General features: G+C 46.8%; 21 protein-coding genes. 16 read left to right on the forward strand and 5 right to left on the reverse strand.

From position 1 onward, the window contains the following. Window positions 1-34 precede the first annotated feature (34 nt). The gene (locus AC1MEO_RS03290) at window positions 35-910 is read right to left on the reverse strand and encodes a metallophosphoesterase family protein (RefSeq protein WP_480334305.1); all 876 of its coding nucleotides are present in this window, start codon (window positions 908-910) and stop codon (window positions 35-37) included. Between the two features lie 85 nt (window positions 911-995). Continuing rightward, window positions 996-1,682, reverse strand: a complete 687-nt coding sequence (locus AC1MEO_RS03295; RefSeq protein ID WP_480334306.1) for a GIY-YIG nuclease family protein — start codon at window positions 1,680-1,682, stop codon at window positions 996-998. A 295-nt stretch (window positions 1,683-1,977) separates the two neighbouring features. On the opposite strand from AC1MEO_RS03295, the gene AC1MEO_RS03300 reads away from it, so the two are divergent. From AC1MEO_RS03300 to AC1MEO_RS03320, 5 genes are all read left to right on the forward strand, one after another. Further along, window positions 1,978-2,184 (forward strand): hypothetical protein, encoded by a 207-nt coding sequence (locus AC1MEO_RS03300; protein ID WP_480334307.1) that lies wholly within the window; start codon window positions 1,978-1,980, stop codon window positions 2,182-2,184. A 149-nt stretch (window positions 2,185-2,333) separates the two neighbouring features. Next, window positions 2,334-2,825 carry a DUF1648 domain-containing protein gene (locus AC1MEO_RS03305; protein ID WP_480334308.1) on the forward strand — a complete coding sequence of 164 codons (492 nt, stop codon included), beginning with the start codon at window positions 2,334-2,336 and terminating at the stop codon, window positions 2,823-2,825. Between the two features lie 184 nt (window positions 2,826-3,009). Then, a complete protein-coding gene (locus AC1MEO_RS03310; protein WP_480334309.1) occupies window positions 3,010-3,597 on the forward strand; it encodes a TetR/AcrR family transcriptional regulator in 588 nt (195 codons plus the stop codon). Between the two features lie 406 nt (window positions 3,598-4,003). Then, entirely contained in the window at window positions 4,004-5,476 is a 1,473-nt protein-coding gene (locus tag AC1MEO_RS03315; protein ID WP_480334310.1) for a PTS mannitol transporter subunit IIBC, read from the forward strand. 39 nt (window positions 5,477-5,515) lie between these two features. Beyond that, window positions 5,516-5,953: a PTS mannitol transporter subunit IIA gene (locus AC1MEO_RS03320; RefSeq protein WP_480334312.1), complete on the forward strand. Its 438-nt coding sequence runs from the start codon at window positions 5,516-5,518 to the stop codon at window positions 5,951-5,953. A 386-nt stretch (window positions 5,954-6,339) separates the two neighbouring features. On the opposite strand, the gene AC1MEO_RS03325 is transcribed toward AC1MEO_RS03320, so the two are convergent. Continuing rightward, a complete protein-coding gene (locus AC1MEO_RS03325; RefSeq protein WP_480334313.1) occupies window positions 6,340-6,537 on the reverse strand; it encodes a hypothetical protein in 198 nt (65 codons plus the stop codon). A gap of 224 nt (window positions 6,538-6,761) precedes the next feature. After that, window positions 6,762-7,424, reverse strand: a complete 663-nt coding sequence (locus tag AC1MEO_RS03330; RefSeq protein WP_480334314.1) for a TetR/AcrR family transcriptional regulator — start codon at window positions 7,422-7,424, stop codon at window positions 6,762-6,764. A 174-nt stretch (window positions 7,425-7,598) separates the two neighbouring features. Between AC1MEO_RS03330 and AC1MEO_RS03335 the strand changes: the two genes are divergently transcribed. The 4 genes from AC1MEO_RS03335 to AC1MEO_RS03350 all read left to right on the forward strand — a co-directional run bounded on the left by AC1MEO_RS03335 (window position 7,599) and on the right by AC1MEO_RS03350 (window position 11,496). After that, window positions 7,599-8,336: an SDR family oxidoreductase gene (locus AC1MEO_RS03335; protein ID WP_480334316.1), complete on the forward strand. Its 738-nt coding sequence runs from the start codon at window positions 7,599-7,601 to the stop codon at window positions 8,334-8,336. Window positions 8,337-8,361: 25 nt separating this feature from the next. After that, a complete protein-coding gene (locus AC1MEO_RS03340; protein ID WP_480334318.1) occupies window positions 8,362-9,834 on the forward strand; it encodes an aldehyde dehydrogenase family protein in 1,473 nt (490 codons plus the stop codon). Window positions 9,835-10,064: 230 nt separating this feature from the next. Next, window positions 10,065-10,658, forward strand: coding sequence for a class I SAM-dependent methyltransferase (locus AC1MEO_RS03345; RefSeq protein WP_480334320.1), 594 nt, complete (start codon window positions 10,065-10,067; stop codon window positions 10,656-10,658). Between the two features lie 406 nt (window positions 10,659-11,064). Then, window positions 11,065-11,496: an Hsp20/alpha crystallin family protein gene (locus AC1MEO_RS03350; protein WP_480334322.1), complete on the forward strand. Its 432-nt coding sequence runs from the start codon at window positions 11,065-11,067 to the stop codon at window positions 11,494-11,496. A gap of 558 nt (window positions 11,497-12,054) precedes the next feature. Here AC1MEO_RS03350 and AC1MEO_RS03355 read toward each other — a convergent pair. Continuing rightward, complete coding sequence (locus AC1MEO_RS03355; protein ID WP_480334323.1) at window positions 12,055-12,918, reverse strand: SDR family oxidoreductase; 864 nt, start codon at window positions 12,916-12,918, stop codon at window positions 12,055-12,057. 214 nt (window positions 12,919-13,132) lie between these two features. Between AC1MEO_RS03355 and AC1MEO_RS03360 the strand changes: the two genes are divergently transcribed. The 7 genes from AC1MEO_RS03360 to AC1MEO_RS03390 all read left to right on the forward strand — a co-directional run bounded on the left by AC1MEO_RS03360 (window position 13,133) and on the right by AC1MEO_RS03390 (window position 20,320). Beyond that, a complete protein-coding gene (locus AC1MEO_RS03360) occupies window positions 13,133-13,699 on the forward strand; it encodes an RNA polymerase sigma factor (protein ID WP_480334324.1) in 567 nt (188 codons plus the stop codon). Further along, on the forward strand, window positions 13,692-14,411 hold the full coding sequence (locus AC1MEO_RS03365; RefSeq protein WP_480334325.1) for an anti-sigma factor: 720 nt from the start codon (window positions 13,692-13,694) through the stop codon (window positions 14,409-14,411). The genes AC1MEO_RS03360 and AC1MEO_RS03365 overlap by 8 nt, the downstream gene beginning before the upstream one ends. A 115-nt stretch (window positions 14,412-14,526) precedes the next feature. Then, on the forward strand, window positions 14,527-15,888 hold the full coding sequence (locus AC1MEO_RS03370; protein ID WP_480334326.1) for a copper amine oxidase: 1,362 nt from the start codon (window positions 14,527-14,529) through the stop codon (window positions 15,886-15,888). Window positions 15,889-16,242: 354 nt separating this feature from the next. Further along, window positions 16,243-17,763, forward strand: a complete 1,521-nt coding sequence (nikA, locus tag AC1MEO_RS03375) for a nickel ABC transporter substrate-binding protein (protein ID WP_480334328.1) — start codon at window positions 16,243-16,245, stop codon at window positions 17,761-17,763. Then, window positions 17,764-18,708 (forward strand): nickel ABC transporter permease, encoded by a 945-nt coding sequence (nikB, locus tag AC1MEO_RS03380; protein ID WP_480334329.1) that lies wholly within the window; start codon window positions 17,764-17,766, stop codon window positions 18,706-18,708. Further along, the gene (gene nikC, locus AC1MEO_RS03385; protein WP_480334330.1) at window positions 18,708-19,547 is read left to right on the forward strand and encodes a nickel transporter permease; all 840 of its coding nucleotides are present in this window, start codon (window positions 18,708-18,710) and stop codon (window positions 19,545-19,547) included. The genes nikB and nikC overlap by 1 nt, the downstream gene beginning before the upstream one ends. Then, complete coding sequence (locus tag AC1MEO_RS03390; RefSeq protein WP_480334332.1) at window positions 19,544-20,320, forward strand: ABC transporter ATP-binding protein; 777 nt, start codon at window positions 19,544-19,546, stop codon at window positions 20,318-20,320. Before nikC ends, AC1MEO_RS03390 begins: the two co-directional genes overlap by 4 nt. Window positions 20,321-20,334 lie beyond the last annotated feature (14 nt).

A 20,334-nucleotide genomic window follows, 5' to 3' on the forward strand; every position in this document is an offset into this window, starting at 1 on the left:
GAGCTGCGGCTTGTTGAGTGGGTTTATGTGTTCTTTATTCCGGAACAGCTGTGAGGATATCGGTTCCAGCAAGCGGAATGGCGTATTTCACATCAGCGGCAGTTCCTAAGGGATAGGGGTTCAGCCGGAAATGGTCGATGGCATCTCCGATAGCTTGTGCATGTTTGTGCAGTTGCAGATCAGCGAAAGAGATATAATCGATGGACAGCAGGGACTCAGAAACTTCGATCAAGCGGATAGCCTGTTCATCGAGCACCGCTGCAAGCTGAAGGAAAGTCCAGTTTTCACGTGCGGCAATGGAATTAAAGTGGTTATGGCCGTTGACGTACAAGCCGACCCCTTGTTTCTCGGAAAGGATGTCCCAAACCGGGATATCGGGATGGATGCAGCGTTTATCCTTTGTGGAATTTTTAGTGGTGCCGTGAATCGGATGATGCCCGAAGACGATAAGGGGGCGGGTTTCGGTTTCTTTAACCACCGCCGAAAGCCAGCCCTGCTGCAGCAGATCCAAGGTTCCGCCCCAATTGGCATAATTTTGTTCCTGTGCAGTATCCAAAAATGCCAGTACAACCGAATCCGTAGAAACTTGGTGGAAACGGTGCTGCCGCGTAATGGCCAGCACTTCTTTCCGTGTCATCCCGTAAACGTCGTGGTTGCCAAGAACGTGTTTGAATGGCTTTCCGTGCTTTTTGATGATGGAATAGACATCTGCCAACTCATCTGGGGTTCCGAAATTAGTCAAATCGCCGATTGATACATAAAGGTCTGCTGGAATTGAAAAGAACTTCTCCAGGAAAATCTCGTAAAAACTTTCCCGGTCTTTTTCGATAAAGGAATAGGCTTCTTTTAATGCCGGATAATGCAAATCGCCAATAACCGCAATTTTCATCTGCTGTTCCGCCCCTTTCAATCTTTTCTAACTCCAGTATCGCAAAAGATTGTTGAGCTGCTTTTAAGCAGATGTTAAGAATTAGGCTCATCGGTCAATAAGGGCATTATTTTGCTTTCAGGACACCGCTTTCCACAAGGTTGTTTAAGGCACCGATATTTCTGAAACGGAAATAGCCACTTAAACGATTCAAGTCTTTTTGCGTCCAATTTGTATATTCTGTACTGAGCTCATAGTTCTGTTCGAGTTTCAGCACCAATGTTTTGGCAAATTCAATCTGTTTTTGCGTCAGTGGCTTTTCTTCGGTTTTCGCTTTATTGGCGGACAGCTGCTTGGCGACTTCGGAAGGGGAATTGATGGTCTTATGGATCGCTTCAGTATAAAACCCTTTTTTTATCCATGCCAGGTCTTCCCGCGTCAGGCTGAACCATTCGCCTTCGAGGCGTTTGTCAAAAAAATGTTGATGAAAAGCGCTTTCGGTCTGATGATGATCAGCAGTTTTGATAAGGAAAATTAGCTTGTTTTCGAAGGGCAGCTTGACATTGAAGACATTCATCCGTCGATCGATGTGTTTCGTTTTACCGATTTTAAACGAACCGGTCATGTATTCCTGAACAAAATAAACATAGCCTGGTGCTTTGCCGGGCTGTGCCGGAAGCTGGATGATCCGGTCGAGTTCCTGCTGATTGGACTCAAAAAGATAAATCTTGTCTATGTCTATTTTAGGGGTCGAGGCTTGTGGGATAGGAGATTGCGGTTGCTTTGTGAACTTGCGAAAAAAATTCGTGAACATGATTGATGCCTCCTCTAAGCTGATTGAAAAATCAAGGCTTTCCATTTATTATAGTACAAGCGAAGCTGTTTTAAAGGGCAGAAGTACAAAAAATGTAAATTAAATTACTAACTAGGGTATGTTTGGGAAAATGGGCACACAGCTTTATGAAAATTTAACGAATAAAGGCCAATTGAAAATCATGATGAGACGATGAACGCTGTCAAATAATACATAGGTAAAATGCTCATACTAAAGCTTTCGGACAGTTGCGTGAGGGTCAAGAGCAAACCGGTGCCAGGGAGATTACGCAGATATGTTTCTTCTCAGCCATCGGGATGGAGGAGACATAGAACTGCACCCGCACCGAAAAGTGGACGAGGAATCCCAATCCTTAGAAGCTGAAACCGTGAAATTCCGGGACAGCTATTCTGTGGGAATTCACGGAAAACCACTTGCAGTGGCCGGCGGGCAGACGCAACGAAGCCCCGTGGTAAAGTGGGATTTTACGGTGGACCGGTAGAGGGAGTAAGTTAAAAACCGTTTTTTTAAAAATGGTTTTTATGTTTGGTAAGAATCTGCTTTCTTTTATTCGCTGATAGCTCAACCCCTTGCTGCAGCTGGTGTCATATTTTTTTTGAAAAAAAGAGGTCGAGAGGGGAGGGGACTTTTTTGGAGAAAAAACCTAAAATAACGCTTCCGAATTCAGCTCTGGAGACATTTCTGAATGTTGTCTCGGTACTGATCTTTTTTGTGGCGCTTGCCTATCTGATTGTTGAATATAGTGGATTGCCTGAACAGGTGCCTGGACATTTTAACGCGGCAGGAGAAGTTGACCGTTGGGGCAGAAAAGCAGAACTGTTTCTTCTGCCGATAATTGGGTTGGCATTGTGGGTCGGCATGACGGTGCTTGAAAAGTATCCACATATTTATAATTACCTGAACCTGACAGAAGAAAATGCAGAGGCACAGTATAAAAACGCCCGTTTGATGATCAATGTACTGAAAAATGAAATCGTGCTGCTATTCAGCTTCTTCACTATCCAGTCGGTCCGAGTGGCTTTGGGGGCTGCAGAGGGTTTGGGCAGCTTCTTTCTGCCCGTCTTCTTGGCAGTGATTCTCGGCACAGTGGTGTATTTCCTGGGGCGAATGCTGCGGAATTAGTTTTTCCGCATCCACAGGCCGCTGTGCACAGTTGCACACAGATAAAGACGGTTATCCACAATGTCTGAAAGTTGTTAATATTTTGATGATACAGCCGTACTGTTAAAAATACTGTGCCGAAATTGACGCAATACAGTTGCGCTAAATAGATTGAAAATTATTATTATTCTGATAGTATAGAGCTATGCCAAAACTAATTGATCCCATTGAACGAAAGCAATCAATTGCACAGGCCGCGTGGAAAATCATGGTGGAACGGGGGATGGAAGGCGCATCCTCAAGGAATATTGCAAAGGAGGCCGGTTTGTCTTTAGGGGCATTGCGTTACTATTTTTCATCACAAGAAGAGCTGATGATTTATGCAGAAGCATTGGTTTTTCAACGGCTGACAGACAAAACAGGAGAAATCTTCCAGCAAGAGCAGACTCCACTGGAAAAGATCATTGACGTATTGATGGCATTCCTGCCTGCGGGCGATGAGTTGGAGATTGAAGCCAAAGTCAGGCTGATCTTTAAACTTCAGGGGCACACCAGCAATAAGGTCTATCAGGAAGAACAGGATGTCGCTTTGCAGGCGATCAAAAACATCATGTCGAATTTGATTTTATTGAATCTCTTAAAAAGGGAGTTGGACGTTCCGCTTGAAACAGACCGACTGATCAATCTGTTGGATGGCATGGTACTGGATGCCATGGTCAGGCCGGAACGGGCAAACAGGGAGCAGCAGCGAAAAATGATCGTTTATCATTTGAAGATGATCTGCAAAGAATAGGTTGATGGGCAGACTGCCACGATGCCTCCAGGCTTTCGGCAGTTCACAAAAAGACCAGCGGTGAAGACAACAATTCTGTCTTCACCGCTGGTCTTTTTAGAATGCTGTTAAAATTCAGAAAACCTTGTTAATTAAAACTGATTATTCAGAAAAAACAACATATTTTGTTATGATTATGCTACCATTTAATTAAAGTTTTGCAGTTTGCAGCCTTCTTGATGTTCTTCTTAATAGAAAGAGGTGAGAACCGATGTAGCAGCAGGTCTTCAGGATAAGCCAGGCTGAAGCAATCAGCCAACACGTCACATCGTTCAGCGTAAGGCAATCCGAACTTCATCAAGTTAGCAGAAACCTCATCGTTTGTCCTGTTATTTTTCATAACTAATTTCAGAAGAGAGGGATTCACATGGCTGAAGGTAAGAATCGTGCAAGGATCCAACGTTTTGGAAGTCATTTAAGCGGAATGATCATGCCGAACATCGGCGCGTTCATCGCTTGGGGACTTATCACGGCATTGTTTATTCCAGACGGCTGGCTGCCTTATGAGCCGCTGGCGGCATTGGTCGGTCCGATGATCACCTATCTCCTTCCATTGCTGATCGGTTTTACCGGTGGACGGCTTGTTTATGACTTCAGGGGTGGTGTGCTTGGTGCGACTGCGACGATGGGTGTCATTGTCGGTGCGGATATCCCCATGTTCCTCGGTGCGATGATCATGGGGCCCCTGGCAGGCTACCTGATGAAGAAAGTCGACCAGCTTTTCCTCGACAAGATCCGAGCTGGATTTGAAATGCTTTATAATAATTTCTCGGCTGGTATCTTAGGGGCCGTTTTGGCAGGTATTTCGGTGTTGGGAGTTGGGCCGATCGTCAATTCCTTGACCAATAGCCTGGCAGCAGGAGTTGAAGTCATCGTCAACAATGGCCTGTTGCCGCTGGCGAGCATCATCATCGAACCTGCGAAAATATTGTTCCTGAATAATGCCATCAACCACGGGCTGCTGAGTCCGCTGGGTGTTGAACAAGCGGCGGCGAACGGGAAATCGATTTTGTTCCTACTGGAAACAAATCCAGGGCCGGGCCTTGGCATCCTGCTGGCTTTCAGTATTTTTGGGAAAGGGATTTCCAAAAGCTCAGCGCCGGGTGCAGCCATTATCCAGTTTCTCGGCGGTATCCATGAAATCTACTTCCCTTATGTGTTGATGAAACCCTTATTGCTGCTGGCGGTCATCGGCGGCGGGATGAGCGGCATTTTCACCTTTGTCCTATTGGATGCAGGCTTGGTTGCCACGCCGTCGCCAGGCAGTATCTTTGCATTACTGGCGTTGACGCCGCAAGGAAACTACGTCGGCGTCGTACTGGGCGTAATTGTTGCCGCAGCTGTTTCTTTCACCATTGCTTCCGTCATATTGAAAATGACCAAAGATGTGGAAGAGGATTTGTCGGCTGCTGCCGGCAAAATGGAAGAAATGAAAGGCAAGAAGAGCACAGCGGCTGGATACTTGGCACCTCAGGCAGCGCAGGGTCCGACAGCCACTTCTGATGGGGATGTGCTTCAGGAAGGTGCGGTCGTAACTTCCGATCCAGGCATGAAAGAGGCAGATCAGGTGCGTCGTGTCGTTTTCGCGTGTGATGCCGGTATGGGGTCAAGTGCTATGGGCGCTTCCTTGCTGAAAAACAAATTCAAAAAAGAAAATATTGATATCCCGGTCACCAACACCGCCATCAGCCAGTTGCCTGATGACGCTGATATTGTAGTCACCCACAAAGATCTGACGCCGCGCGCAAAAGAAAAATTGCCGCAGGCGGAACATATTTCAGTGGAGAATTTCATGAACAGCCCGGAATACGACAAGCTGGCACAGCGTTTGAAAAAATAAGCGCGGGAATGGAAGCAATAAAAATTAGGAGTGATGATCATGGCCAAAGCAGTATTGAAAAGGGAAAACATTAAATTGAACGTCCCAATAGCCACGATGGAGGAAGGAATCCGTTATACCGGCGGGATTCTGGTGGACAACGGCTATGTCGATGCGGGTTACATCGACAAAATGCTCGAGCGGGAAGGGATGGCTTCCACATTCATGGGCAATAGCCTGGCGATCCCGCATGGCACAGAAGATGCCAAGGCGAACGTGTTGGAAACTGGCATTTCAGTTGTCACTGTCCCGGAAGGAGTCGATTTCGGCAGCGGCAATATCGCGAAAATCCTGATCGGCATCGCCGGAAAGAACAATGAGCACCTGGAGATCCTTTCCAATATAGCGATTGTCTGTTCCGAAGAGGAAAATATCGATAAGATCCTGAACGCTGCTTCAGAAGATGAAATCATGGATTTGTTCAGTGAGGTAAGCTGAGTGCCAGCGGTTCAATTCTGTTCAGACAAGGTTGGCGGGATTCCAATCGATACCTGCTGTTGTCCGTAAGAGATAATTGCGCTAGTGGAACAGGCTGTGGACGTTTGTTCGGGAAAATGTTTTTAAAGAATTTCTATTTGTTAATAGTTTGTTCACATTTATTCTGTATACTGAGACCATGAAAAAGTCTTGGAGGATGATGAAAATGAGCGGAACCTTATTTTATACAAATCCCAAACCGAAAACAGCTCGTGAAATTGTTGAACTCCTGAAAATCCGTGGCATTAAAGCGGAATTGTGCAAAAAAGCAACCTGTTTATAAAAAAAGTCAAAAAAAGCTCCAATGCCATATCGGCATTGGAGCTTTTTGTTTATAGGGGAAAATTTCAATAGCTGAGTGCTTTTTCATACATCCATCTTTTTAGGTTGCCGATTGAATTAAAAGAGATGGCTTCTCCTGTATCTTTATGTTCCGCTTTCACGATGACATCGAATTCATTGGGAGTAAATGACCAACCTTCTTCTACTAATGCACGCGCCATCTTCACGATCATGCTTGAGCCTTTAATCGAGTTCAAGTTCATTTTAACCATCTCCTTTTCTAAGTAGTTGATTATCATTATATTCTATTTGTCAGAATTTTAAAACTTTAATTCGCAGATTGGCGTGATTTTTTTATATAAGCCCACTTCTATACTTTTGTGCTTGGCTCTAATGAAAGGAAAAAGGCTTTGCCACAGGTCTGCGGCAAAGCCTTTCGGATCATAGAAATTAAATTGTCGCAACAGTTTTGGCAATAGATAGAGATTTACTTTTTCGTCAATTGTCCGACGATAACGTCTACTACTTTGTCGATATAGGGATCTTTGCTGGTTTTCAGTGAGGCATGGGCAAAAGTACGGTACTTCATGATTTTGTAATAGCCGTACAGGCCATCTTCCAAGCTTATGTTTTCATCAGTTAAAAATGAAGAATTTAATATTTTCCGCAAAGCAGCATCGTCCTGGGCGATGATCAAGGATGGATTGAGGAGGTTGAAGTCTCCATCAATCATAGCGTTTTCATAAAAAGTCTGGAGCATGGAGATTCGTTCATTCGCCAGCTTCAGTTTGCTTTCATATAAGGAAGGACAGGTTATTTTTAATTCGTCCAAATAAATTTCCGAGGCGTAGACAGCGGAAAAAACAGCCTGTTCAAAAACTGCTGGAAATCTTTGGTTATAGGGATAGCGCGGGTTGTTGATGAAAGCATTGGTTGTTGTCAGGTAATCAATGTAAATTTCGCTGACTTCCAGGATAATGTCTTCTTTTGATGCGAAAAAGTTGTATAAGGAAGCTCGGCTGATTCCCATCAAACGTGCCAGATCCTGAATCGTTAACGTGATGAATCCCTTTGTCCGGACAGTTTCCATTATTTTTTCAGCATAGGAACGCCGCATTATCCGCCGCTCTTCTGGAGAAATTTTCCGCATATAAACACCCCCATCTTGTGAAAATTATAACACAGGAAATTGGGCTGGAGATGCCTATTTTTCAGACCGGTTAGTTTAGCTCAACCCGTTGAAAGGGTAAAGAGAGAGGGAGCAAAGAATTATAGACTGTTATAAAGAAAAATGTCTAAAGTGCAGAAATGGAGATGTACAATTATGACTATAGATAAAACCGCAATTATAACTGGAGCGAGCAGTGGGATAGGCCAGGCAACTGCCAAGGAATTGGCTGCCAAAGGCTATTATGTATTGCTCGCCGCCAGACGCGAAGATCGTTTAATTGAATTGAAAAAAGAAATTGAGGCTGCCGGAGGGACGGCGGATTATAAAGTAACCGACGTGACTTCAGCGGACGAGATGAAAGCCTTAGTGGCTGCCGGACTTGAGAAGACCGGGAAAATAGACGTGCTGGTCAATAATGCCGGACTGATGCCTCTGTCTTTCATGAATAAATTGAAAGTTGACGAATGGGACAAAATGGTCGACGTCAATATCAAAGGTGTTCTATACGGAATCGCCGCAGTGCTGCCAGTCATGGAGAAACAGAAATTCGGGCATATCCTGAATGTCTCTTCAGTCGCAGGCCATACCATCTCCAAAGGAAGTGCGGTTTATAGCGGCACCAAATTTGCTGTTCGTGCCATTTCAGAAGGGCTGCGCCAGGAAATCGATCCGTCACATGAAATTCGCGTGACCATCATTTCACCAGGTGCGGTGGAAACGGAATTGACCAATACCATTACGGACGAAGATGTGCTGGCTGCCTTTAAAGAAGGTGGAGCGATGAAGATGCTTCAAGCGCAGGATATTGCAAATGCCATCGCTTATGCAGTGGAACAGCCGGCACATGTTGATGTCAACGAGATCTTAATTCGCCCCAGACAACAGCCGTAAACTAAACAGAATGGAGAAGATAGACATGAAAACCGATTTTTCGCAGATTTATATAAATGGTGAATGGACTAGAGGTTCAAGCGACAGCCAAATGAAAAATACCAACCCATTTACGGGAGAAGAGCTGGTGACCACTCAAGCAGCCGATAAAGGCGATTTGGACGCTGCCTATAAAGCGGCTGCTGAAGCACAGGTTGCCTGGGCAAAAGAATTGCCGCAGACCAAGCGCGCAGTCATTGAAAAGGCGATGGAAGTCATGCAGGAAAACAAAGAGCTGATCATCGACTGGCTTGTCAAAGAAGCCGGCAGTACGGTCATCAAAGCGACTGTCGAGTTCGGGGCAGCAATCGATATTTTGAAAGAAGCGGCGACTTTCCCTTACCGCTTGGAAGGCAAAATCCTTCCTTCACAACAAGCAGGCAAGGAAAACCGTGTATACCGCAATCCATTGGGTGTCATCGGCATCATCAGCCCGTGGAATTTCCCTTTGCATCTGGCAATCCGTTCGATTGCGCCGGCCATCGCAACAGGAAATGCCGTGGTCATAAAGCCTGCTACCGATACACCGGTAACCGGAGGCTTGTTGTTTGCCAGCATTTTTGAAGCAGCTGGCTTGCCTAAAGGCCTGTTGAATGTAGTGGTCGGACGCGGTTCCGAAATTGGCGATGACATCGTCACTCATCCAACGCCGCGGCTCATTTCCTTTACCGGGTCAACGCCTGTCGGAAAACGCATCGGCGAGCTTGCCGGCGGCGCATTGAAGAAAACGGCATTGGAGCTTGGCGGCAACAACAACTTTATCGTCTTGGATGATGCCAATGTGGACCAGGCGGTGGATTCTGCTTTATTCGGCAAATTCTATCACCAGGGCCAGATTTGCATGGCCATCAATCGTATTTTTGTCCATCAGGATATTTACGATGAGTTCGCGGAGCAGTTTATCGCACGTGCCGGCAAATTGAAGTTCGGCAACCCGGCAGAGCAGGATACACAGGTCGGCCCGCTGATCAACCGTGATCAGGTGGACCGGATCCTGAAAGACATTGAAGCATCGGTTGCACAGGGTGCAAAAGTACGGCTTGGCGGCAATGCAGATGGCAACGTGCTGGAGCCAACTGTGTTGACGGGCGTGACGAACGATATGCCATTGGCTGAAAATGAAATCTTCGGTCCTGTAGCGATTTTGATTCCTTTCAGCAGTGATGAAGAAGTGGTTGAAATGGCCAACTTCTATCCATTCGGGTTGAGCGGAGCGGTCCATTCGGCGAATATCGAGCGCGGCACGAACATTGCGCATCAAATCCATACGGGTATGATCCATGTCAACGACCAGCCGGTCAATGACGAAGCGCATATGCCGTTCGGCGGCGAAAAAGATTCAGGTCTTGGCCGCTTTAACGGCGAATGGGTGCTTGAAGAGTTCACTACCTTAAAATGGTTGTCGGTTCAGCATCAACGCCGTGAGTACGGACCATTTGTCAACAATACAAAAAACTAAACAGATCATGCGGCGGCAACTCTGTAATCGGAGTTGCCGTCATTTTTATGCTCGGAAACGGCGACTTCTGAAGAATTGTCCCAGACCGGCAGATTCCAATCTTTTTGCTGCAAGCATAGCTATTGGAGCAGCACCGCTGGAAGCGAGTTTCTAATGATAACAAGGGAATTATAAAAGAAGAGTCGAATTCTACCTGTAACCCGAAAACAAATAGAAGGAGCTGATGAACATTGGCTGGATGGTTACCCCATATATACGATGTGGCAATGAAGCCGCTGGAAAAAACACGGTTTGAGAGGATTCGTGCAGGCCTTGTCAGGAAAGCACAAGGCCGGGTTTTGGAAATCGGCTTTGGAACAGGCGCAAACTTCCGCTATTACAGAAATGTCGAGCGGGTTGACGCCATCGAACCGAATCCCGCAATGGCCAAGCAGGCAATGAAGCGGATCAAAAAAATCCGGACACCCATTCATGCTTATCAGGCAAAAGCGGAAGAGCTGCCGTTTCCCGACAATAGCTTCGACACGGTTGTCGCGACTTTAGTTTTTTGCACCATTCCAGAACCGGAGCGTGCCCTGCAGGAAATTCGAAGAGCCAGCAAGCCAGGTGCGAAAGTTCTCCTATTCGAACATGTGAAAATGGACCAAAAAATGTTGGGTAAAACTCAGGAGGCTTTGACGCCCATCTGGAAAAAAGTCTGTGATGGCTGCCATTTAAACCGGGATACACTCCAACTGGTGAAAAGATCCGGTTTGGACATAGAGAAAGTCACATCCTATTATGGAGGGCTATTTTTAACGATTGAATGCCGCAACCCTCTGTGAATGGAGACTTCTTTTTGGACTCCACAAGCCGACTGGGTCATCGATCTCGGACCGGAAGGCGGCAACGCGTCATCGCTGAAGGGACGCTTGAACAGATAGCTGCCTGCAAAACTTCGTCTACCAGCAGATTTCTGTAGAATGCAGATGAACACCAGTGCTGAAAAGTTAAGGAGGGATTGTTTTCTTAATTAATATTAAATTCAGTCATCTTTGATTGACAAAAAAGTATCTTTTTCTATAATGATTAGTAGAGAGTGATAGCCAACACTACTAATGATGAACAGGTAAAGGAGGTAAGGCATTCTGGTGGGAAGGCGTTGGTTGCATAGTTTTCATTGCAGCGATTTCAAGGAAAGAGTGAAAGTGAAATTCTACTAAAGAGGTTATCTGAGAGGAGAGTTTTAATATGAAACTTTTACCAAGAAAACGAGAAGACTTTTTCCCAAGCCTTTTTGACAGCAACTTTGAATTAGATGTTTTTGACCGCTTTTTCAAAGAAGCCAATTATCCGCAAGTAGACATCAAAGACGCAGATGATCATTATGAAGTGGAAGTGGATGTACCTGGGTTCAAAAAAGAAGACATTTCGGTGGAATACAAAGATGGCTATCTTCAGCTTCAAGGCAAGAAGGAAGAAAATAAGGAAGTTAAAGAAGATGATGGCCATTACATCCGAAAAGAACGTTCCTATGGATCATTCAAACGCAGCTTCTATGTCGGTGAAGTGGAACAAAAAGACATTTCCGGATCTTTCAAAGATGGCGTGTTGAAGCTGCAAGTGCCAAAAGCAAAAGAAGAAGAGAAAAAAGAAGAAGGGCATCAGATTATGATTGAATAATTTCATGCGAAGCTATCAAAAGAAAAAGATGGGGCTGTCCCGTAAGGCCCTAAAATAAAACCGCTGGAGAAAAATCAATGATTTTTCTCCAGCGGTTTTTGCTTTTTATGCGGTTGTTAGGAGATTATGGGAAGCCTTATTGGAATTTGTTGGAAAATAAGATTTGTTTTATTCCAGTAATAAAGCTTACTGTCCAAGTTGGGCAGATACAGTCCAAATACGAAAAATACGGTCCAAACGAATGAAATACTGTCTGCAAGCTAAAATGCTTCCAGAATGTCGGAGTGGCGGTCTTTAAAACTGCCTTGACGGGACATCTTCATGCACGCTAACAGCTTCGAAGCGATTGAGGGAGAACCAATGCGCTAATTCGGGCAGGGAGGACTAAATATACCTTTCATGAATGAATCCGACACCCCCAAAGATGCAAGTGGTTTGAGGGAATAGAAATCCAGCAAGTTATGCGCCAATGATTCCGTTTTCTTCTTTGATAAGATTGCTTGAGGATATTTCCACTAGCTGCTCCATCTGGTGGGACCCTTCGGTCTTTTTTCGGAATCATGGAAGATTCCGGTATTCCCGCGCGACATAAGTTGATAAATCTTCCGCTGCTTCTCCGGTGATACGCTCAAAATCTTCTGTAACCTCTGCCATCAATCCTCTGGCTGCAGCTTCATACAACGAAACAAGGACAGGCCCAAACCCTTTCGGTTCATCATAAAGGTTTGCAAACTCTTGGTGGCTGAGCGGATCATAGACGATCGGTGAACCGCTGACTTGGCTAAGCAATTCGGCAAGCTCATTCATGGACCAGGCTCTCGGTCCGGTCAAGGTGTATTCGCAGCCATGCAACTCCTCTTTTAGCGCAATTTGCACAATGGCTTTTGCCAGATCTTTTCGTGAAATAAAGGAAATTTGCTCATCCGCTACCGGATAAAGTAATTTTCCCCGTCTGACAAGTTCCGGAAGGTAAGGCGGCAATGGGTCGGAATACATGCCGTTTCGGATATAGGTGTACGGAACGGTTCCAGATGCCAGGCGGCGCTGGACATAGCCGAAAAAAGGACTCATTTTAAAAGGGTTATTGCCGTGGTCAGCCATAAAGCCGATAAAAATCAGCTGTTTGACGCCCGTTTTTTCGGCTGCAATGATCGCATTCTCAAATTCCATGATTCGCGCCACACTTGGAAAAGTCAGGCTTGGAATATAGATGAGTACATCTGTGCCCTTGAAAGCTTCAGCCAATGCCTGCTCAGAGCGGTAATTTGCCTGTTTTATACGAATGCCCTGCTGACGGAAAGCTTCAGCTTTTTCAGGATTCCGAACGGTCAGCACCAGGTGTTCTGGATTAATGTATTCTAATGCTTCCTCTACGATTTTAACACCAAGATTTCCGGTGGCAGCGGTGATGTTGTAGATCATGGGGATTCCTCCAGTCATTCTGTTTTCTTTCTACAAGTATATTCCCGATTTAGCGAAAAAGTGAACTAATTGCTTGTTTCATGCGTTTTGTCTGTATCTGCATAAATTAAACGATATCGGTTTTATATTGAACCTTGTATTGAAAGAAAAGATTTTCCTGTAGCGGGAAGTATAGTAAGGTAGATATACGAAATATGTAAAAAGGAGACAGGGGATGGAAAAAACTACCGATACACAGTTATATACGCGGATCAATGACCAAGACAAAGCCGCGCTTGAACAATTATACGACCGCTATGAAAAAATCCTTTTCTCTTTTCTATATAAGATGCTGGAAGATCGGGATCTGGCTGAAGAGGCGTTGCAGGAAGTATTCATCAAAATCTGGCGCGGCAAAGGGGTGTACGATGAAAGCAAAGGGAAGTTCACTTCCTGGCTTTTCAGAATGGCGCAGAATACAGCCATCGACTTGATACGGAAACGTAAAAAGCCGAACATGCCGATCGAAGCCGCCGCCCAAATGGCCAGCCACGATGCACCCGTTGAAGAGCAGGTGGAGTGGCAGGAAAAGAAAGGGCAGATTGAAACGGCTGTTCAGCATTTGTCCACAGAGCAGCAAAAAATGATCGATTTGTTTTATTTTAAGGGACATACACATGAAACGATTGCAGATATGTGCGATATTCCACTGGGAACTGTGAAGAGCCGAATCCGGCTGGCGTTAAAAAAATTAAAAACATCTCTGCACGGGTTGCAGGAAAGGGGGGCTTATGATGACTAACATGGATTGTGGCCGTTTAGTGGATTATTTGAACGGCACGCTATCAGCAGACGAAATCCAGCAATTTGAACAGCATATGAAAACATGTACGGAATGCCAGGAAATAGCAGAAGCGACAGGCGAGCTCCCTTATCTTGCAGACGCAGTGGAACCGCCGGCAGGCATGAAAGCACGGATCCTGTCCAATGTATTTGAAGAAGAACCGGAACAGGATGAACCGCCTGTGGCCTTGAAACCGGAAATGGCCGCTATACCGATTCACAAGCCGAAAAGAGAGGTCCGCATATGGAGACCGCTTCTCGCGGCAGTCTTTCTTGCTTCCTTAGTGGGCAACGCCTATGCGTTCTTCCAACTGTCAGATCAGGACGATGCACCGGAAACGGCGATCGAGTCCATCGAGCTGGAGCCGAATGAAGCATTTGGAGGATCCGCGACTGCAGCAATGATTGAAGAAAAAGGTTCGCTCAATTTAGTTGTAAAAGCCGATCAATTGGCAGAGCTGGAAGCCAGCCAGGTGTATCAGGTGTGGTTGATCAAGGATGACAAGCCGATACCAGCAGGCGCTTTTTCACCCAATCCAAACGGTGAAGGGGCAAGCTATTATGAGCTGGATGAAAATTCAACCGAATGGGATACGATCGCCATCACGCTCGAACCTCAGGCTGGAAACGAATTGCCCGAAGGTGAAGTTGTCATGAGTGCAGGAATTTAACTGGCCGCTTTTGCGGTCAGTTTTTTTATTTGAATCTTTTTTAAAAAAAGGTGATCTAAATGAAAACGCTCTCCGTTATGTCTATGAAACTATAAAAAAAAGAGGAGAGATTAAATTGAAATTAAACAAATGTCTATTAGCACTTCCACTATCACTCGCATTATTGGTACCGACGGCGGCACTGGCGGACAGCCACGGAAGCCATTCAACCTCAAGTGAATCGGCGATGGAGTCGAGCACAGCCACTCCAGCAGCGGAATTGCGCATCACCCTCGATACGGCTTTGACGGAGCACGCATTTTTAGCAGTTGAAACCATGCGCAAAGGAGCGGATGGCGCAGCAGATTTCGATCAGGCGTCAGCGGCGCTTTTGGCCAATTCCGATGACATTGCGGCAGCAGTAACTTCTGTTTACGGAGAAGAAGGCGGAGCGGCATTCCTTGAAATCTGGAATTCGCATATCGGCTATTTCGTGGATTACGTAGTAGCGACAGGTGAAGATGACCAGGAAGCGAAAGACCAAGCACTTGCTTCACTTGAAGAGTACAAGCAGGAGCAAGCAGCATTCTTTGATACCGCAACAGAAGGCAGATTGCCAGCCGACGCTGTATTGGATGGCTTGAATATGCACGTTGACCAATTGCTTACAGCATTTGATGCATACGTTGCTGGCGACTTTGAAGCAGCCTACACTGGAGAACGCGAATCAATTCACCACATGAGCATGTTTGCTGAAAGCTTGTCGATTGCCATTGCAGACCAGTTCCCGGATGTATTTGAAGAATCGAATCCGGACACGCCAGCTGTGGATCTTCGCGCTCAATTGAATACGACATTCACTGAGCATGCCGGACTTGCCGCTATGGCGATGCAGGACGGTGCTGATGGAGCTGAAAGCTTTGAACAAGCTTCTGCTGCATTGATCGCCAACGCAGATGATTTGTCTGCGGCAGTGGGATCTGTCTACGGAGAAGAAGCGGGAGCGCAATTCTCTGAAATCTGGAAATCCCATATCGGCTATTTCGTGGATTATGTCGTAGCGACAGGTGAAGGCGATACAGCAGCACAGGACCAGGCGAAAGCTGATCTTGACGGCTACATCGTTGAACAGGCCGCCTTGCTTGATGCAGCGACAGAAGGCCGTGTTCCGGCTGAAGCGTTGGAAGAAGGATTGACGGCTCATGTCGATCAATTGCTGATGGCTTTTGATTCGTATGCAGCAGGCGACTACGAGACGGCTTACAGCTCGATCCGTGAAGCGTATGCGCATATGACAATGCCGGCAGCTGGATTATCAGCGGCCATCGTTGACCAGTTCCCGGAAGAGTTCGGCGCAACTGAAATGCCTTCAGAAATGCCGGCTACCGGCATGGGCGGCACAGCGGATTCAGGTACGATTCCATACCTTTGGATCTTAGCTGGCCTGATGCTTGCAGGATTGACGACAACTCTTGCTTTGCGTTTCCGCAAACAATAATAAAAATAGTTACAACCCAGGTGAAAAATGAAAAGAACTGCCCAGAAGCCAAAAACAGGCTTCGGGGCAGTCTTTTTGTTAATTATCCGTAAAAAGTGGAGCCATCCGTACAGGTGTAATTTTGCAGGATTCATTGGGAGGGATAAAAATTTTTCAAAAAAAGATTGCAATGAAAACGTCAAAAGGATAAGATTTAAAACGTAACTGTTACGTTTTGCGGAATACATAGAATTGAGTAGAGAAAAGCTGAAGAAGAAAATTCCCTTTTTCTCCTAGCTGGACAAGGAGAAAACAGGGAATATTTTTTATTTACAAATCGTAATAATTACATTTTAAAAAGGAGCGTGTTTATTGATGAAAAAAGCATTTGGATTTCTGCTGATAGCAGTAATGTTATTTTTAGCCGCCTGTACATCAGGTGCAGCAGACCAGGAAGAGGACCGCAAAGAACTCAACCTGCTGTTCAATTTCGCCACAAGATCGCTTGATCCCAACGTGGACAGCAGCTATGTCCCATTGCGGGCAGGGGTTACCGAGACTTTGGTGCATTTGAACGATGACACGCTGACGCTGGAACCATGGCTGGCAGAAAGCTGGGACAGTGAAGACGGTCAGGAGTGGACCATTCAACTGAGGGAAGGTGTCACGTTCCAAAATGGTAATCCAATGGATGCGGATGCGGTGAAAGCTTCGTTGGAACGTGCGATGGCCGACAATATCGCAATCAGCAATGCGCTTCGAATTGAATCGATCGAAGCGGATGGACAGCAGCTATCCATAAAAACAATCATGCCATTTCCGGAATTCCCATCTGAGTTGGTGCACCCCAATACATCCATTATCGATGTGGCGGAAGAAGACTGGATCAACCGGCCAATCGGCACTGGTCCTTTTGCCGTCGAATCATTTACTCCAGGAACGGCAGTGGACCTGATCCGTTACGACGGCTACTGGGACGGGGCAGCCAAATTGGAAGCGGCACGATTTTCATTCAATGAAGACGCCAACGCCAGGTCGCTGGCACTGGAATCGGGAGATGCGGACATCGTGTTCCGTCCGGAAGTGCAAGGCTTAGAAAACCTGGAAGCGATTGATGGGATGGAAGTGGAGTCCACGTCCACTTTCCGGGTCCATCAAATGACCATGAACCTTGAGCGGGAAACGATGAAAGATATCCATGTCCGTAAAGCGGTAGATGTGCTGATCAACCGCGAGTCGATCACTGAAACCGTCTTGAAAGGCCATGCGGAAGTGGCGGTTGGTCCATTTCCTTCGACATTCACTTTTGCACCGGATTACCCTAAAAAGAAAACTGGGGTAGAAGAAGCCCGAAAGCTTTTAGCTGAAGCGGGGTATGAAGAAAAAGATGGGGTGATGGAAAAAGAAGGCAAGCCATTGGAGCTTACTTTATTGACCTATAGTGCGCGTGCAGATTTGCCGTTGATCGCGCAGGTATTCCAGTCGGACGCCAAGCAATTGGGGATTGCGGTGGACATCCAGCAAATTGAAGGGCCGGAAGAATACATGGCAGCCAACCGTGATTGGGATTTGACCACCTACAGCAACCTGACCGCGCCTCGTGGAGATGCCGGCTATTATTTAAATGCTACGTATCATCCGAACGGTGCCTTGAACTTTAGTGGAGCGGACGATGACGCATTGACCGCGCTGATTGATGAACTGAATGTGACTGTCGGCGAAACAGCGCGTTCGGTGATTGCCGAAAAGATTGCATTCTATGTGGACGAGCAGGTTTACAATTCCTTTATCCTCCATCCCAATACATTGGTCGCCTATAATGCCGATAAAGTGGAAAATTGGGTGACGTCCCGGAGTGAGTATTATATGTTGACCAATACCTTGGATGTGAAATAAATGCTGCGGATTTTAGTGAAAAGATCGATCGAAGCAGCTGTTTTCCTCTTGTTGGTGACGTTTGTCAGCTTTCTTTTTGCGCGGCTGGCACCGGGAGATCCGGTGCTGTCCATCCTCCGGGTTGACGATGTATCGGTGACGGCGGCACAAGTGGAAGCGCTGCGGGAAGATATGGGTTTTAATGAACCGCTGCTCGTGCAATACGGGGAATGGTTCCTGGATTTCGTGAGGTTGGACTTCGGAACTTCTTATCTGACCGGCCAACCCGTTCTGGAAATGTTATTGAGCGGGCTTCCGGCAACCCTGGAATTGACTATGGGAGCGCTGCTCGTCATGACTTTCATCGCGCTGCCTCTGGGATCACTCGCCGCACTGTACCGGGGCAGCTGGATCGATCAGCTCAGCCGCTGGTTCGCTCTGGTCGGAGCGGCGGTGCCAAGCTTTTGGCTCGGGTTATTATTGATCGATTTGTTTGGCGTTCGGCTGAAATGGCTGCCGACGATGGGTCGGGATGGGGTTGTTTCGATGGTGCTGCCATCCGTCACATTGGGTCTCGCCATCACCAGTGTCTATGTCCGCCTGCTGCGCTCCAGCCTGATTGATTCGTTAAGCAATGACTATGTAAAAGCAGCCCGTTCGAGAGGAATTTCTGAAATCCGCATCTTTTTCACCCATGCGCTGCGCGCCGCATTGCCGCCGGTCATTACGGTCTTTGGCGTCAGTCTGGGAAGCCTGATCGGCGGCGTGGTCGTGATAGAGGTGATTTTTGCTTATCCAGGCATCGGCAAGATGGTGGTCGAGGCGATCAGATCACGGGATTATCCAGTTATCCAAGGATACCTGTTCATTATGGCCATCATTGTTTTTGCCGTGAACAGCTTGGTGGACATCTCCTACCGGTACTTGAATCCGGAAATCAGACTAAAGGAAAGGAACGAGAGCTGATGCCTATTTTGACAATAAAGCCACGTAAATGGAATTGGAAAGCGGCTATGCTCGTCCTGCTGCTAAGCTTGCTCGCGCTGCTTGTGGCTTACACGTTCCTGTTTCTGAAGCATGATGCGGATGCTGTCGATTTAACTTCTCAGCTGATGCCCATGAGCCTTGAACATCCTTTTGGAACAGATCATCTTGGGCGGGACGTCCTGACACGTATTTTTCTGGGGACTCAGCTGACAGTCGGTTCCGCTTTGATGGCTCTTCTGGCAGCGGTGGCCATCGGTTTGCCGATCGGCTTGGCGGCAGGCTATAAAGGCGGCTTCGTGGAACGGATCTTGATGCGCATTGCCGACACTTTTATGGCTTTTCCGGATACCATTGTGGCAATCGTCTTGAGCGGCCTGTTGGGTCCGGGAATTGAAAACCTGCTGTTGGCAATAGTCTTTGTGAAATGGGTCAATTATGCCCGCCTCGTCAGAAGCACAGTAGTCAGCGAACGCCAAAAAGACTATATCGCCATGGCGAAGATTAACGGTTTGGGAGATGGCCAGATTATCCGCAAGCATCTTTTCCCACATATCATCGGACACGTTTTGGTGCTCGCCAGCCTCGATCTCGGGAAAATCATCCTGCTGATTTCCTCTCTGTCCTATATCGGCCTTGGCGCACAGCCGCCCGCGCCTGAATGGGGTGCCATGCTCAATGATGCCCGCCCTTATTTTCAATCCATGCCCTCGCTGATGATTTATCCGGGTCTTGCCATAGTCATCGTGGTGCTCATTTCCAATGTGCTGGGCGATTTATTGCGGGACAAGTTCGATGTCAAAAAGGAAGTGCAGTCATGAGTTTATTGGAAGTCAAAGGGTTGACCGTCGGCACAAAAAGCCAGCTCTGCGTCAAAGAGGTTTCATTTGATATTCAAAAGGGAGAATGGATCGCGGTTGTCGGCCAAAGCGGCAGCGGAAAAAGCATGACAGCTTCCGCAATCGGCGGGCTGCTGAAACCGAATTTGACAGCGGCCGGCACAATCCGGTTCAACGGCAACGATATATTGGGGGTCCCCCAAAAAAATATGAGAAGGATACGAGGCAAAGAGATTGCCTATATTTTTCAGGATTATCAAAGTTCGTTTACACCATTTTTGACGATCGGCAAGCATTTCGACGAATACCAGCGGACCCATCTGAGTTTAGGGAAATCAGAGCGAATGGAGAACACGCAACAGGCCCTCCTTTCCGTAGGTCTGTCAACAGAGTTGTCGAGCCGTTACCCTTTCCAGTTGAGCGGAGGACAATTGCAGCGCGCTGCTATTGCGCTGGCTTTGCTGCTGAAACCTGATTTGGTGATTGCGGATGAACCGACAACTGCCTTAGATAGCATTTCTTCTTTCAGGATCCTGCAATTGCTGGCCAAGCTGCAGCAGGAGACAGGCTGCGCCATTTTTTATATCACCCACGATCTTCGGCATGCCTCAAAGTACGCGGACCGAATTCTGGTGATGAAAGAAGGGGAAATCGTTGAGCAGGGAGGACAAGCACGGATTCTTGCATGCCCTGAACATGCTTATACCCGGGCGCTGATCGACGCCATTCCGGTTTTCAAGCAGACGAAAAATTAAAGTAAGAGGAGGCA

The sequence above is a fragment of the Planococcus sp. BI3 genome, assembly GCF_056680115.1.

Coding starts and splice junctions, on each gene's coding strand:
- AC1MEO_RS03295 (WP_480334306.1), bottom strand. CDS start 1,682: ATGTTCACGAATTTTTTTCGCAAGTTCACAAAGCAACCGCAATCTCCT.
- AC1MEO_RS03300 (WP_480334307.1), top strand. CDS start 1,978: ATGTTTCTTCTCAGCCATCGGGATGGAGGAGACATAGAACTGCACCCG.
- AC1MEO_RS03310 (WP_480334309.1), top strand. CDS start 3,010: ATGCCAAAACTAATTGATCCCATTGAACGAAAGCAATCAATTGCACAG.
- AC1MEO_RS03315 (WP_480334310.1), top strand. CDS start 4,004: ATGGCTGAAGGTAAGAATCGTGCAAGGATCCAACGTTTTGGAAGTCAT.
- AC1MEO_RS03320 (WP_480334312.1), top strand. CDS start 5,516: ATGGCCAAAGCAGTATTGAAAAGGGAAAACATTAAATTGAACGTCCCA.
- AC1MEO_RS03325 (WP_480334313.1), bottom strand. CDS start 6,537: ATGAACTTGAACTCGATTAAAGGCTCAAGCATGATCGTGAAGATGGCG.
- AC1MEO_RS03330 (WP_480334314.1), bottom strand. CDS start 7,424: ATGCGGAAAATTTCTCCAGAAGAGCGGCGGATAATGCGGCGTTCCTAT.
- AC1MEO_RS03335 (WP_480334316.1), top strand. CDS start 7,599: ATGACTATAGATAAAACCGCAATTATAACTGGAGCGAGCAGTGGGATA.
- AC1MEO_RS03340 (WP_480334318.1), top strand. CDS start 8,362: ATGAAAACCGATTTTTCGCAGATTTATATAAATGGTGAATGGACTAGA.
- AC1MEO_RS03350 (WP_480334322.1), top strand. CDS start 11,065: ATGAAACTTTTACCAAGAAAACGAGAAGACTTTTTCCCAAGCCTTTTT.
- AC1MEO_RS03355 (WP_480334323.1), bottom strand. CDS start 12,918: ATGATCTACAACATCACCGCTGCCACCGGAAATCTTGGTGTTAAAATC.
- AC1MEO_RS03360 (WP_480334324.1), top strand. CDS start 13,133: ATGGAAAAAACTACCGATACACAGTTATATACGCGGATCAATGACCAA.
- AC1MEO_RS03365 (WP_480334325.1), top strand. CDS start 13,692: ATGACTAACATGGATTGTGGCCGTTTAGTGGATTATTTGAACGGCACG.
- nikA (WP_480334328.1), top strand. CDS start 16,243: ATGAAAAAAGCATTTGGATTTCTGCTGATAGCAGTAATGTTATTTTTA.
- nikB (WP_480334329.1), top strand. CDS start 17,764: ATGCTGCGGATTTTAGTGAAAAGATCGATCGAAGCAGCTGTTTTCCTC.
- nikC (WP_480334330.1), top strand. CDS start 18,708: ATGCCTATTTTGACAATAAAGCCACGTAAATGGAATTGGAAAGCGGCT.
- AC1MEO_RS03390 (WP_480334332.1), top strand. CDS start 19,544: ATGAGTTTATTGGAAGTCAAAGGGTTGACCGTCGGCACAAAAAGCCAG.